At 71.3% G+C, this 13,657-nt stretch carries 9 protein-coding genes and 1 pseudogene; 9 read left to right on the forward strand and 1 reads right to left on the reverse strand.

Going from position 1 to position 13,657, the window contains the following annotated elements; all coding sequences use genetic code 11:
- Positions 1–16: 16 nt before the first annotated feature.
- Positions 17–3,322, forward strand: a complete 3,306-nt coding sequence (fabD, locus tag ACIBBH_RS17365; protein WP_399405374.1) for an ACP S-malonyltransferase — start codon at positions 17–19, stop codon at positions 3,320–3,322.
- A 343-nt stretch (positions 3,323–3,665) separates the two neighbouring features.
- On the forward strand, positions 3,666–4,727 hold the full coding sequence (locus tag ACIBBH_RS17370; protein WP_399405376.1) for a hypothetical protein: 1,062 nt from the start codon (positions 3,666–3,668) through the stop codon (positions 4,725–4,727).
- Positions 4,728–4,944: 217 nt separating this feature from the next.
- On the opposite strand, the gene ACIBBH_RS17375 is transcribed toward ACIBBH_RS17370, so the two are convergent.
- A complete protein-coding gene (locus ACIBBH_RS17375) occupies positions 4,945–6,303 on the reverse strand; it encodes a glutamine synthetase family protein (protein WP_399405378.1) in 1,359 nt (452 codons plus the stop codon).
- A gap of 291 nt (positions 6,304–6,594) precedes the next feature.
- Here ACIBBH_RS17375 and ACIBBH_RS17380 point away from each other — a divergent pair.
- The 7 genes and pseudogenes from ACIBBH_RS17380 to ACIBBH_RS17410 form a co-directional block, all read left to right on the forward strand.
- Positions 6,595–7,259: pseudogene (locus ACIBBH_RS17380) on the forward strand (4Fe-4S domain-containing protein); the annotation flags it as partial.
- A gap of 8 nt (positions 7,260–7,267) precedes the next feature.
- Positions 7,268–8,074: an acetoacetate decarboxylase family protein gene (locus ACIBBH_RS17385; RefSeq protein ID WP_399405380.1), complete on the forward strand. Its 807-nt coding sequence runs from the start codon at positions 7,268–7,270 to the stop codon at positions 8,072–8,074.
- A gap of 32 nt (positions 8,075–8,106) precedes the next feature.
- The gene (locus ACIBBH_RS17390; protein ID WP_399405382.1) at positions 8,107–9,570 is read left to right on the forward strand and encodes an aldehyde dehydrogenase; all 1,464 of its coding nucleotides are present in this window, start codon (positions 8,107–8,109) and stop codon (positions 9,568–9,570) included.
- Complete coding sequence (locus ACIBBH_RS17395; RefSeq protein ID WP_399405384.1) at positions 9,563–10,507, forward strand: 3,4-dihydroxyphenylacetate 2,3-dioxygenase; 945 nt, start codon at positions 9,563–9,565, stop codon at positions 10,505–10,507. Before ACIBBH_RS17390 ends, ACIBBH_RS17395 begins: the two co-directional genes overlap by 8 nt.
- Before the next feature lie 11 nt (positions 10,508–10,518).
- Positions 10,519–11,364 (forward strand): fumarylacetoacetate hydrolase family protein, encoded by an 846-nt coding sequence (locus ACIBBH_RS17400; protein ID WP_399405386.1) that lies wholly within the window; start codon positions 10,519–10,521, stop codon positions 11,362–11,364.
- A 28-nt stretch (positions 11,365–11,392) separates the two neighbouring features.
- Complete coding sequence (locus ACIBBH_RS17405; RefSeq protein WP_399405388.1) at positions 11,393–11,992, forward strand: TetR/AcrR family transcriptional regulator; 600 nt, start codon at positions 11,393–11,395, stop codon at positions 11,990–11,992.
- 171 nt (positions 11,993–12,163) lie between these two features.
- Positions 12,164–13,624: an APC family permease gene (locus tag ACIBBH_RS17410; RefSeq protein ID WP_399405390.1), complete on the forward strand. Its 1,461-nt coding sequence runs from the start codon at positions 12,164–12,166 to the stop codon at positions 13,622–13,624.
- The last annotated feature ends 33 nt before the right edge of the window (positions 13,625–13,657 follow it).

The following is a 13,657-nucleotide window of genomic DNA, read 5'->3' on the forward strand; positions in this document are numbered from 1 at the left end:
GAACGGGACGACCGCAGTGACCGATGCACCCGCCGGCCCCCTGCCCGTGGTCTTCATGTTCTCCGGGCAGGGCTCGCAGTACTACCGCATGGGGGAGGAACTCTTCGACACCGACGAGGTGTTCCGCACGGCCTTGCGCCGGTACGACGCCGTCGCCGCCGAGCTGCTGGGCGAGTCGGTCCTCGACCGGATCTTCGACCCTGCCCGGCGGAAGAACGACCCCTTCACCGACACCCGGCTCACCCACCCGGCGATCGTCATGATCGAACTGGCCCTGGCCGAGACCCTGCGCTCGGCCGGGATCGAGCCGGACTACCTGCTCGGCTCCAGCCTCGGCGAGTACGCGGCGGCGGCGGTGTCGGGCAGCATCACCCCCGAGACCTGCCTGCGGCTGCTCGTGCGCCAGGCCGACGGCCTGCGGGCGGGCCCGCACGGCGGACTGCTGGCGGTGATCACCCGTTCGGACGGCCGGGACCGGATCCCCGCGCTGCCCGGCTGCGAGGTCGCCGCCCGCAACTACCCAGGCCACATCGTGGTCGCGGGCGCCGACGCCGACCTGGCCCGGGCCGAGGCCGCCCTGCGCGCGGCCGACGTCCTGCACCAGCGGGTGCCGGTCGAGTACGCCTACCACTCCAGCCTGATGGACGGCGTACTCGACGAGTGCCGGGCCGCCTTCGACGGGGTGACCTTCGCCCGGCCGCGCATCCCGTGGGTGTCGTGCGTCGACGGCCGGCTGGTCGAGCAGGCCACGGCCGACCACTTCTGGCAGGTCGCCCGCAGGCCGATCGAGTTCGAGCGGACCATGACCGCCATGCGGGCCCGCGGCGACTTCCTCTACCTGGACCTTGGCCCCTCGGGCACCCTGCACAACTTCGTCCGCGGCAACCTCCCGGCGGGCGACCGCTCCCGGTCACTGCCGCTGCTCAGCCCGTTCGGCCACGACCCACGGGTCGTGGAGCAGGCCCGCACCCTCGCGGCACCGGGGCGCTCCACCACTGCGACGACACATCCGACTCCGGCGACTGCGAAGACGGCAAGGAAGGCACACGGCATGAAGGTCTACGGTTTCCCCGGCCAGGGGTCTCAGCAACGGGGCATGGGCAAGCAGTTGTTCGCCCGGTTCCCGCGGGAGACCTCCATCGCCGACGGCGTGCTCGGCTACTCGATCGAGGAGCTGTGCGTCCTCGACCCCGAGCGCCGCCTGGGCCGTACCGAGTACACACAGCCCGCGCTCTACGTGGTCAGCGCCCTGACCCACCTCGACCGGCTCGCCGAAGACCCCGAACCGGCCGACTACCTGATCGGCCACAGCCTCGGCGAGTACGTCGCCCTGTTCGCCGCGGGCGTCTTCGACTTCGAGACCGGACTGCGCCTGGTGCAGCGGCGCGGCGCCCTGATGGCGGCGGCCGGCGGTGGCGGGATGGTGGCGGTGGTCGGCTGCGACGAGGCGGCCGTGCTGCGGGTGCTCGCCGACTCCGGCATCGACGACCTCGACCTGGCCAACCACAACGCCCCCGACCAGTTCGTGCTGTCCGGCCCCGCCGAGCGCGTCGACGCGGCACGTGCCGCCTTCGAGTCGGCCGGCGTTCGTGCCGTCCGGCTCAACGTCAGCGCCCCCTTCCACTCCCGCTACATGCGGGACACCGCCGAGGAGTTCGGCCGCTTCCTGGACGGCTTCACCCTGCGCCCGCCGACCGTCCCGGTACTGGCCAACGTGGACGGGCAGCCCTACGCCCCCGACGCCGTCAAGGCGACCCTGACCGCGCAGATCGCCTCCCCCGTCCGCTGGACCGACACGGTGCGCCGGCTGATGGGCCACGGAGACTTCGAATTCGTCGAACTGGGGCCCGGCCGAGTGCTGACGAACCTGGTCGCCAAGATCAGGAAGAACGCGGAGCCGCTGCCCGTACCGGTGCCCCGTACGGCGAACCCGGCGGAAGAAGCGCCCGGGACGCACGAGCTGCCCGACCGGACACCGGCATCCGAGACGCCGGCACTCGCGCCCGCTACTGCGACGCATGCGTCCGTGACATCGACGCCCGCCCCTGTGCGGCCCGCCGCTCCCGCCGCCCTGACCGCGGACACCCTCGGCGCCGCCACCTTCCGCGAGCGGTACGGTCTGCGGCGCTCGTACCTGCTGGGCGCCCTGTACGGTGGCGTCTCGGGCCGCGAGATGCTGGGCGCGGCGGCCAAGGCCGGACTCCTCGGCTTCCTGGGGACCGGGGGCCTGCCCCTCGACGAGGTCGACGGACTGCTGCGAGACCTGGCCGGGGACCTGGGCCTCGGCGGCGCGTTCGGGGTCAACCTGCTGTACCGGCACGGCGCCCCGGACGAGGAGTCCGCCCTGGTGGACCTGCTCCTGCGGCACGGTGTCGACCTGGTCGAGGCGTCCGGGTTCCCGCTGATCACCCCGGCGCTGGTCCGGTACCGGCTCAAGGGCGGCCGGATCATCGCCAAGGTGTCGCGCACCGACGTGGCCGCCGAGTTCCTCGCCCCGCCGCCCGAGCGGCTGGTCGCCCGGCTGCTGGAGACCGGCGATGTCACCCAGGAGGAGGCCCGCGCGGCGGCCGGCCGGCCGATGGCGGACGACCTGTGCGTGGAGGCCGACGGCGGCTGGTTGAGCAGCACGGCCGACCTGCTCACCCTGCTCCCCGCCGTACTGCGGCTGCGCGACGCGGCCGGCCCGAACGGCCACCGGGTGCACGTGGGGTGCGCGGGCGGCATCGGCACGCCCGAGGCCGCCGGGGCGGCGTTCCTGCTCGGTGCCGACTTCGTGCTGACCGGCTCGGTCAACCAGTGCTCCGTGGAGGCGGCCACCAGCCCCGAGGTGAAGGATATCCTGCAGGAGGCCCGCGAGTACGACGTGGACACCGCACCCTGGGGCGAGCTTTTCGACCTCGGCGTCCAGGCCCGCTACCTCAAGCGCGGGCTGTTCTTCCCGGCCCGGGCATCCCGGCTGCACGAGCTGTGGCGGCGGCACGGCTCGCTCGCCGAACTGGACGAGGAGACCAGGAACCAGGTCTACGACCGCTATCTGGGCGGCGATGCCCCCGCGCCCGCCGTCGGCAGCGACCCGAAGCAGCACATGGCAGCCGTGTTCCGCGGCTACTTCGAGCGCGGCTTCCGCCTCGCGGTGCGCGGGGACCGGCGCTCCCGGGTGGACTACCTGGTGCACTGCGGACCCGCGATGGGGGCCTTCAACCAGGTGGTCGCGGGCACCGACCTGCACTCCTGGCGGGCCCGCACGGTGGAGGCGATCGCCGACACCCTCATGGACGGCGCCGCCGCCCACCTCACCGCACGGCTGCGCAGCTTCGGCTGAGCAGCGCGCCGCAGCAGGCCCGGGCTGCCGAACCCCGTCTGCCGGCCGCAATGCGGCGGACCGGTTCGCCGGTGGCCCGGTCGCAGGCGGTCAGGGCGGCCCGTTGCCCGCGCCGCTGCTGGACGGCGCGACCCCCGGGGGTGTAGCGGGCTGTTCGGCGATGCGGTGGAGGCGGTGGCGGGCTCGCTGCCGCCTCTTACCACCAGGTGTATCCGTGGGTGGCCCTGCCGACGGCCAACGCAGGCCGGTGCGTAAGCTGATCGAGTTGCGAACGAAATGGTGACAAGGCACGGGGGTGCACATGCGGACACGCAGGACTATGGCCGAGATTGCGGGAGTTGGAGTGCTCGCACTGGCCGTCACGGCGTGCGGGTCGGCAGGCTCGGACTCCGCCGGCGACACGGATTCCGGTTCCGGCAAGGGAACGAGCAAACCCGCCGCGGTAACGGCGCTACCGGTCGCCTCGACGGCCCGGACGGCCACGTGGACTGTCCAAAGCACCCCGCATCAGCTGAAGATCGCACCCAAACGGCTCGCACGCGGTACGTCGGCGGACCTTGACCACGTACAGCTGGACGAGGACCTGAAGGGGATGGTCCCGTACTACCTGACCGTCACCTACACCAACACCGGCTCTGCGGCCCTGACCCGGCCGGACCCGCAGGCGAACTTCACCGTCACCCTCGCGGACGGCACGCCCGGCAAGGCGATCTCCCTGTGGAACACCAACCCCCTCGCCACCGCCGCCGGTTCGTCCCTCCCCGACAACTGCGACAAGGCCGGCCCCGCCGCGGTGGCACCCGGAGCCACGGCCACGGTGTGCCAGCTGGTGATGCTGCCCGAGGGACACACGCCCGCCACGGTCGCGTACGCCGACGAAGCCGGTGAGACCCTTCTGTGGAAGGTCGCCGACGGCAAGGGCGACGACGATGGCCAGTTGCTGGCCGCGGGCACGACCGCCGACTCCTCGTACCAGGACGTCACCACGAAGGGCGGCGCCGTGCCGATCCGCGTCACGCCCAAGAGCGTGCGCGCCGGCAGCCTCAAGGACCTCGGCGACTACGACCTGGGCGACACCCAGAAGAATCTGGTGCCTTGGTACGTCAGCGTCGAGTACCGCAACGTCGGCACGGAGAAGCTCCTGCCGTCCATGGACGACGGCGTGGGTCTGCGCACCGCCGGCGGCCGCGAGGTCCAGCCGGTGCCCCTGATCGACTTCTCCCGCGCCGCCGAAGGCGAGGGCATCGACCAGTGCCGGGGCAGCGTCCCCAACACCCGCCTCGAGCCGAACTCCGCGCTCACCCTGTGCACCGTCCACTTGCTCCCGAAGGGCGACCGTCCGGCGATGGTGTCGTTCAAGGGGGAGGGCAAGGGCGCGAAGACGCTGATGTGGCACGCCAGTTAGGGGCCAATGCGGAACGCGACGCTGTACGGGAGTAAGCCCGCCGGGAGTGGCGGGCCCGCGAGCACCCCAAGCGGCGATGATGAGGAGCGGCTGCGCGTCCTCATGGGAGCCTCCTCCCGCTGCCAGTGCACCGGGTCCTTGTGGCGCAGGGTGTGGAACATGCGCCAAGGCGTCACCCCGTCCGTGAAGTTGTCGAGATCGGCGAGGTCGACGTCCGTCACAGATGGTAGGCGTACTCGGTGAACTCCCAGTCGGTGACGTGCCGTTGGAAGCGCTCGACCTCGTTCCGCTTGTAGGCGAGGAAGGAGGTGGTGAAGTCCTTGCCGAGCACCTCGGCCAGGGCGGTGTCCGCCTCCAGCGCGTCCAGGGCGGCGGACAGGCTCATCGGCAGGACGGCCGACCTGGAGGTGTCGTAGCCGTAGCCCTCCAGTGGGGCCGGCGGCTCGTCCGCGGCGAGGACGCCCAGCAGTGCGGCGGCGATCGTGCCGGCGATCGCGAGATAGGGGTTGGCGCCTGCGTCACCCAGCCGCAGTTCGAAGCGGGCGCCGGACCCGCGCTCGGGCGGGATGCGGACCATGGCGCTGCGGTTGTCCAGCCCCCAGTCGATCAGCCAGGGCGCGAGGGTGTCGGGTCCGAAGCGTTTGTACGAGTTGACGGTCGGGTTGAGCAGCGCGGCGAGTGCGGGGGCGTGGGCCAGGACGCCGGCGACCGCGTGGCGGGCGGTGGCCGACAGGCCGTACGCGCCCGAGGGGTCGTCGAAGGCGTTGCGGGCACCTTCCTCGTCGGAGGCCGCGCAGGACAGGTGAAGGTGGAAACCGGAACCGCCGGCGTCGTTGAACGGCTTGGCCATGAAGGTGGCGAGCCTGCCCTCCTTGCGGGCGAGTTCCTTGACCGCGACTTTGAAGCGGAAGGCCCGGTCGGCGGCCGACATCGCCTCCGAATGGACGAGGTTGATCTCGAACTGTCCGCCGTCGAACTCGTGGTTGCCGCTGACCACGCCGATGTTCAGGTCACGGACGTGCCGCAGAGTGCGCAGGAGGTGGTTGTCGGGGTCGCCGCGCAGCCCCGCGGTGTAGACGACGCCGGGATCCCGTGGGTACCGGCGCCAGCCGCCGGCCGGGTCCGGCTCGCACAGGAAGTACTCCAGCTCAGGGCCGACGATCGGCCGCAGGCCGTGTTCGGCGCACCGGGCGAGGACGGCCCGGAGCAGGTCGCGGGGCGACTCGGGAGGGGGTGACCCGGTGGCGGGGTCGACGACCACGCCGAGACAGGAGGCGACGCCGGGCTCCCAGGGGAGCGCCACGAGAGTGTCGAGGTCCGGGTGTACGCAGATGTCGGGCAGGCCCGCGTCCAGGCCGCCGCTGACCGGGACCACGTCGCCCTGGGGGCTGGTGTGGTAGACGGCCCGGCAGAAGGCGAGCCCGTGCTCCACGGCCCGGGGCAGCTCCGCCATCAGCACGTCGCGGGCCCGGTCGGTGCCGATGAGATCCGGATAGGTCACCCGGACCACGTCGATGCCGTCGGCGGCGAGCCGGTCGATGTGCCGGCGGACTTCCGGGATGTCGTGAACGCTCACCGATGTCTCCTCGGGCGGACGGTGGGGCACCTCCGAGACGCAGGGTCCGGAAGGCGGGTGGCGTGCAGAAAAAGGGGAGGCGGGGCGCGACAGCAAGGCAGCCCCAAGCAATTTGTTTGATGGCAAACGGTAGGAGCTTGCGACGGGTCCCGCAAGGGGCGAGAGGAAGAATTTATCCATCCGGATAGGTATTGACCAGGCCCTGGTGGCTTCCTATCTTGTTTGAAGCCAAACGAGTCAGGGGTCGGTCATCGCGCCCCTTCGGCCGGGGCCCGGCCACCGTGCCGGGCCCCTGTTCCCGCACCCGCTCCGACGCCCTTACACGCAGGAGGACCGGCCATGAAGGTCGTCGTCGACATGAACAAGTGCCAGGACCACGGCCAGTGCGTCTTCGCGGCACCCGACGTCTTCCGGATGGACGGCGACGGACGACTGGCCTACGTGGTCGTGGAGTCGGTCGGCTCGATCGCCAACACCGGGTGGCTGGAGGGCAAGGGGCTCGATCTGACCGACGGCGTACTGACGAATGAGCACTTGCGCGTCGGCGATCTCCCGTACGTCGTCGCGGTCGGCGACGTCGCCCGTGTCCCCAACGCCCGTTACGACGGGGTGCCCCGCCGCGTGGAACACTGGTCCATCCCCACCGACACCGCCAAGCACGCGGCGAAGACACTTGCCGCCCATCTGCACGGCCTGGACGCCGACTTGGCGCCCTTCGCACCGCTGCCCACGTTCTGGAGCGACCAGCACGATTCCGGCTGCAGTCCTTCGGCGCGCCCGTGCTGGGCAGGGACGACGTCCGCGTCCTGGACGGCGACCCGGACGGTGACGTCGTCGTCGGCTACCACGCCGGTGACCGTCTGGTCGGTGTCGTCGGCCTCGGCGGTCACGCCACGGCCACCGCGGCCGCCCGCTACCGCGCCCAGCTGCTGAGGCAGCCCGCCCTCACCGCTTAAGGAACGTCATGACGACTGTCCGTGGATACTTCCACCCCAAGACGGCGAGCGGCGTCTCCTCGCTGATCCCCTCGCCGCCGTGGCGCTACTCCGGCGACCTGCTCACCGTCGAATACCGTACCGACCCCGCCCGGGTGCGTGAACTGCTGCCGGAGCCGCTGGGGTTGGCCGACGAGGACCCGGGCGCCGTCGCACTGATCTGGGCGGACTGGCAGTCCTGCTCGGCCTCGGGGGAGGAACTGCTCGATCCGGTGCGCTCCCAGTACAAGGAGGCTTTCGCGGTCGTCCGCTGCACGTACAGGGGGCAGACCTACTCCCGCTGCGTGTACATCTGGGTCGACAAGGACTTCGCCATCGCGCGTGGACTGCACCAGGGGTATCCGAAGAAGCTCGGCTCCATCCACCAGACGCGTCCGCATCCGTACGGGCCCGCTCCGCGGATCGAGGCCGGAGCGCGGTTCGGTGCGACGCTCGCCGCGGCGGACCGGCGGCTCGCCCAGGCCACGGTGACCCTGCTGGAGCCCTCCGAGACGAACGGCTTCGTCAACGCCCACCCCATGGCCCACCATCGCTGGCTGCCCTCGATCGAGAAGGGCAAGGGGCTCGCACTGAATGAGCTCATCGAGTCCGGTGCGGCGTCCTTCGAGGGCGGGCAGCCGTGGGTCGGTGATGCCGAGCTGGAGCTGTTCGAGGCGCCGACCGAGGAGCTGGCGCGGCTGGAGATCCGCGAGCCGATCGCCGCGTACTACCGCCAGGTCGGCGTCGTCTGGGACGGCGGCCGGCTGCTGGAGTCCGGCGCGTCCGGCACCGAGTAACGCCCTTACATCAAAGGACTTGGAGACCGGACATGACCGATCCCATCACCACCGTCGCCGGTGTCACCGTCGACACCCGGCACTGGATCGGCGGCGAACGCGTCGCCTCCGCCGAGACCTTCACCGATGTGTCGCCGATCGACGGCACCACGCTCGGTGAAATCGCCCGAGGTGGCCCGGCCGAGGCCGCGGCCGCAGTGGCCGCTGCCAAGGCAGCCTTTTCCGGCTGGGCCGCCACGCCCCCTGGCGAGCGCGCTCGCATCCTGAACGCCATCGCCGACGGCGTCGAAAAACGTCTCGAAGAACTCGCGATCGTCGAGACCACCGACAACGGCGCCCTCCTTCGCTCCCACCGCCGAGGCGTGATGCCCCGCGTCGCCCACAACTTCCGCTTCTTCGCTGACTGGTTGGTGCACCTGCACCACGAGGACTTCGAGACGCGCGCCCACACCAACCACGTCAGCTGGGACCCGGCGGGCCCGTGCGTCCTGATCACGCCGTGGAACGCCCCGCTGATGCTGGCGACGTGGAAGGTCGCCCCGGCCCTCGCCGCCGGCAACACGGTCGTGCTCAAGCCCGCCGAGTGGTCGCCGCTGACCGCCTCACTGCTCGCCGACATCGCTGCCGGGGCCGGGCTGCCCGCCGGCGTCCTCAACGTCGTCCAGGGCTACGGTTCCGAGATCGGCGACGCCCTCACCTCGCACCCGGACGTACGCCGGATCAGCTTCACCGGTTCCGTGCCGACGGCCAGGCGGATCGCGGAGTCGGCCGCCGCCAACCTCACCCCGCTCAGTCTCGAACTCGGCGGCAAGTCACCCCTGCTGGTGTTCGCCGACGCTGACCTCGACCTGGCCGCCGACCTCGCGGTGGAGCAGTACGACAACGCCGGGCAGGTCTGCCTCGCCGCGACCCGCCTCCTCGTCGAGGAATCGATAGCCGACGCATTCACGCGCCGCTTCGTCGAGAAGGCTTCGCGGCTCGAGCAGGGCGACCCGCGCGACGAGGCCACAGACGTCGGCCCCACCATCCACCCCCGCCAGCTGGAGAAGATCGACGGCTTCGTGCAGCGGGCGCTCGCGGCCGGCGCCCGCGCGCTCATCGGCGGCAAGCGCAAGGGCGGCCGGTACTACGAGCCGACCCTCCTCACCGACGTCGCGCAGGACTCGGAGATCGTCCAGGAGGAGGTCTTCGGCCCGGTGCTGACCCTCCAGACCTTCACCACGGAGGACGAAGCCGTCCGCCTCGCCAACGACACCCGCTTCGGGCTGGCCGCCACCCTCGTCACCGGCGACCCCGAGCGCGCCGAACGCGTCACCTCCCGGCTCGTCGCCGGCACCGTCTGGGTCAACTGCTTCTTCGTACGCGACCTTCGGGCACCCTTCGGCGGCTCCCGCCAGTCCGGCGTCGGCCGCGAGGGCGGCACCTGGAGCTTCGACTTCTACTGCGACCTGAAGAACACCGTGACCGCGCCGAAGGGATTCAAGGACCATGGGTGAGATCGTCGGGGCGGGCCTGCTCGCCCACGTCCCCACCATCGTGCTCCCCGAGGCCGACCGGCTGGAGCTGAACGGGGGCAAGGAGATCACCCTCGTCACAGGACTCCGGCAGCTGCGCGAGGACGTCTTCGAGCGGGACGACTACGACACCGTCGTCGTCCTCGACTCGCACTGGGCGACCACCGTCGAGTTCGTCGTCACCGCCCAGCAGCGGCGCGCGGGCCTGTTCACCTCCGAGGAGCTGCCGCGCGGCATGTGCCGCATGCCGTACGACTACCCGGGCGACCCCGAACTCGCCCACAACGTCGCGAAGTTCGCCGACCGGCACGGCACCTGGATCACCCCGATCGACGACGCCTGCCTGCCGGTCTACTACGCCACCATCAACCTCTGGAAGTTCCTCGGCGAGGGCCTGCCCGACAAGCGGTGGGTGACCATCGGCGTCTGCCAGACCGGCGACATGGAGGACCATCTGCGGCTCGGCCGCGCCCTGGCGGACGGCATCGCGGCCACACCTGGCCGGCGGGTCCTTCTCATCGCCTCCGGGGCGCTCTCGCACACCTTCTGGCCGCTGCGCGAGCTGCGCGACCACGAGGCGAGCGACCCCGTGCACATCTTCACGCCCGAGGCCCGCCAGGCAGACCTGGAGCGCATCGCCTGGTTGAAGGAGGGCCGCCACGACAAGGTCCTCGACACCATGGACGAGTTCTGGACGTACAAGCCGGAGGCGAAGTTCTTCCACTACCTCATGATGGCCGGAGCCCTCGGCGAGCAGGCGTGTGCCGCGAAGGGCCGCCAGTACGGCGAGTACGAGAACGCCATCGGCACCGGCCAGGTCCACCTCTGGTTCGACCGCCCCGCCGGCGGCTGGACCGGCACCGGTGTGCCCGCATCCCCACCGCCCCCGTCCCCGCGTAGTCCGCACAGCCGCCTCTGAGGAGCCCCGCCATGCCCGAATACCGCCGTATCCTCCTCGACGGCGCCGCCGTCCAGGTCACCGTCGACGGCGACGAACTCGTCGCCGGGGACGGCCGCCGCGTCCCGACCGGCGAGGCCCGGCACCTGCCCCCGGTCGTTCCCTCCAAGGTGATCGCCGTCCACCTCAACCACCGCAGCCGCGTCGACGAGTTCCGCATCGAGCTTCCCGACACGCCCACCTACTTCCACAAGCCGACCTCGGCCCTCAACTCGCACCGGGGCGCGATCGTCCGCCCCGAGGGCTGCAAGTGGCTCAACTACGAGGGCGAGGTCGCCATCGTGATCGGGAAGACCGCGCGGAACATCGCCCCGGCCGAGGCGGGGGAGTACATCGCGGGCTACACGATCGCCAACGACTACGGTCTGCACGACTTCCGTGACACCGACGCCGGCTCCATGCTCCGGGTGAAGGGCTCCGACACCCTCTGCCCGCTCGGCCCCGGCCTGGTCACCGACTGGGACTTCCACGGCAAGCGCCTGCGGACCTACGTCAACGGCGAGGTCGTCCAGGACGGCTCGACCGACGAGATGAAGTGGGACATGCACTACCTCGTCGCCGACATCGCCCGCACCATCACCCTGTACCCCGGCGACGTCCTGCTGTCCGGCACTCCGGCCAACTCCCGCCCCGTACGGCCCGGTGACATCGTCGAGGTCGAGGTCGAGGGGCTCGGCAGGCTCACCAACCACGTCGTCACCGGCCCTACCCCCGTCCGCACCGACGTCGGCGCCCAGCCCACCGAGTCGGAGGAGGTGCTGTCCACCGCGCTCGGCGGCGACTGGGAGTTCCGTGGGATCCGGCCGCCGCGGCGCTGAGGCCGGCGGCGCGGGTAGGGTCACGTGCATGACCGAGCCTGCCGGCCGCCGCCCCCGCAAGCGCGTCACGTACGGCGCGGGCCGCGAGGCCCTGCTGAACGCCGCGGTGCGTGTGGTGGCGCGCGGCGGGCTGCGCAGGCTCACCTACCGCGCCGTCGCGGAGGAGGCGGGCGTCACCCACGGGCTCGTCGTGCACCACTTCGGCTCGCGCGACGCGCTGATCGAGGAGGCGCTCACCCACGCCATCCGCTCCTCCCTCGGCAGCAGCGACCTCGAACCCGGCACCGGCAAGACCGCCGACTTCTCCGCCGGTCTGACGCAGATGGTGGAGTCCGCACCGGATCTCCAGGCGTTCCAGTACGAGCTGCTCCTGGAGTCGCGCCGCCGGCCGGAGCTGCTGCCCCACCTGCGTGCGCTGTACGCCGAGTACTTCGACGCCACCCGGCGTGAGCTGACCCAGATGCTGCCCGGACCGGTCGACGAGGGTCTGTCCCGCATGGTGTTCGCCACCCTGGAGGGCCTCGTGCTGCACCAGCTCGTCTTCGGGGAGCGCGAGATCATCGAGGAAGCCCTCGACGAGCTGCGGCGCGTGCTGCGGCTGCTTGCCCGGGACCGGGACGGCGACTGAGCCTCTCCCGGCCTGCCCCACTGGGCGCAAGTCGCTGATCGCGGCCCCTGAGAAATCCGTGTCGGACCCGGATTCTCCGTGCCACCCCCTTGCCAAACGGATAGTTCCGCCTCACGATGAGGCAATTCGTTTGGCCTGAAACGACTCTCCCCTTTCTGGCAGGTGATCCGAGTGGACAGTCAGACGGCCGCGACGCAGCGGACCGTGCGGGACGCAACCACGGCAGGCACGCTCCAACCCAATGCGCTCGGCGTGCTGGGCATCCTCTTCTTCGTCCTGTCCGCACAGGCGCCGCTCACCGGCATCGCCGGCGCGGTCCCCATCTCCGTGGCGCTGGGCAACGGCCCCGGCACGCCCGCCGCCTACGTACTGGCGGGCGCCGTGATCCTGCTGTTCTCGGTCGGCTTCGTCGCGATGGGCCGCCACGTCGTGGACGCGGGCGCCTTCTACACGTACATCGGCAAGGGCCTCGGCATGAGTGCCGGCGTCGGCAGCGCGGGCGTCGCGCTGTTCGCGTACTGCACGATCCAGGCCGCCATGTACGGGCTGTACGGGGCGATCGTGGGCGGTCTGGTCGAGGGCCGTACGGGTCTGGACCTGCCGTGGTGGGTCTGGGTGCTGGCCACGATGGCCGTCGTGCAGGTGCTCGGGGGCGCCGGGGTCGGGACGGGGGCGAAGGTGCTGGCGGTCTTCGTCCTGGCCGAGTTCAGCGTCCTGCTGGTCTTCGGCCTGGTGACACTGGCCAAGGGCGGGGGACCCGAGGGGCTCGACGTCGCCGGGAGCTTCGCGCCGAGCGCGGCCCTGCAGGGCGCGCCGGGTGTGGCCGTCATGTTCGCCGTCGCGTCCATGTTCGGCTTCGAGGCCACCGCGATCTACGGCGAGGAGGCACGCGAGCCCAAGAAGACCGTGCCCCGGGCGACCTACCTGTCGGTCGCCGTGGTCACCGGCTTCTTCGCTCTGACGTCCTGGATGCTGGTCTCCGCGTACGGCCCCTCGAAGGCCGGCGCGGCGGCCGGCAAGGCGCTGATGAGCGGGGACTCCACCGGATTCGTCTTCGCACCGATCGCGGCACAGTTCGGCGGCTGGGTGAACGACGTGCTGCCCATCCTGCTGGCCACCTCCCTGTTCGCCGGCATCCTCACCTTCCACAACTCCGCCAACCGCTATCTGTTCTCGCTCGGCCGTGACGGGCTGCTGCCCCGCCGCCTGTGCGCGCTCAACGGCCGCCGTTCTCCCTGGGCGGCCGGGTGTGTGCAGACGGCCGTCGCCGTGGCCCTGGTGATCCCCTTCGCCCTGGCGGGCGGGGACCCGGTACTGAGCCTGTTCTCCTGGTTCAGCGGGGTCGCCGTCCTGGCGATGATGCTGCTGTACCTGCTCACCTCGGTGTCCGTTGTCGTCTTCTTCCGCCGTGAACACCTCGACACCCGCCCCTGGAACACGCTGATCGCCCCGGTCCTCGGCGCGCTCGGCACCGCGGGCGCCAGCTGGCTGATCCTGGCCAACTTCACCACCCTCATCGGCGGCGACGCGGAGACGGCCCTGTGGCTCACGCTGAGCGTTCCCGTGGTCATGGCGCTGGGGCTGGTGACCGCCCGGGTGACGCGCCGGGGCGCGCCGGCCGTCGGGGACTGACCCGGCCAACTCCGGCGCGCGTCCGGCGGAACG

It is taken from the genome of Streptomyces sp. NPDC051636, assembly GCF_044453765.1.
GTDB lineage: Bacteria > Actinomycetota > Actinomycetes > Streptomycetales > Streptomycetaceae > Streptomyces.

Excerpts from the sequence above, each read along its gene's own strand:
- ACIBBH_RS17385 (WP_399405380.1), top strand. The coding sequence starts at position 7,268 with ATGACGACTGTCCGTGGATACTTCCACCCCAAGACGGCGAGCGGCGTC.
- ACIBBH_RS17390 (WP_399405382.1), top strand. The coding sequence starts at position 8,107 with ATGACCGATCCCATCACCACCGTCGCCGGTGTCACCGTCGACACCCGG.
- ACIBBH_RS17395 (WP_399405384.1), top strand. The coding sequence starts at position 9,563 with ATGGGTGAGATCGTCGGGGCGGGCCTGCTCGCCCACGTCCCCACCATC.
- ACIBBH_RS17400 (WP_399405386.1), top strand. The coding sequence starts at position 10,519 with ATGCCCGAATACCGCCGTATCCTCCTCGACGGCGCCGCCGTCCAGGTC.
- ACIBBH_RS17405 (WP_399405388.1), top strand. The coding sequence starts at position 11,393 with ATGACCGAGCCTGCCGGCCGCCGCCCCCGCAAGCGCGTCACGTACGGC.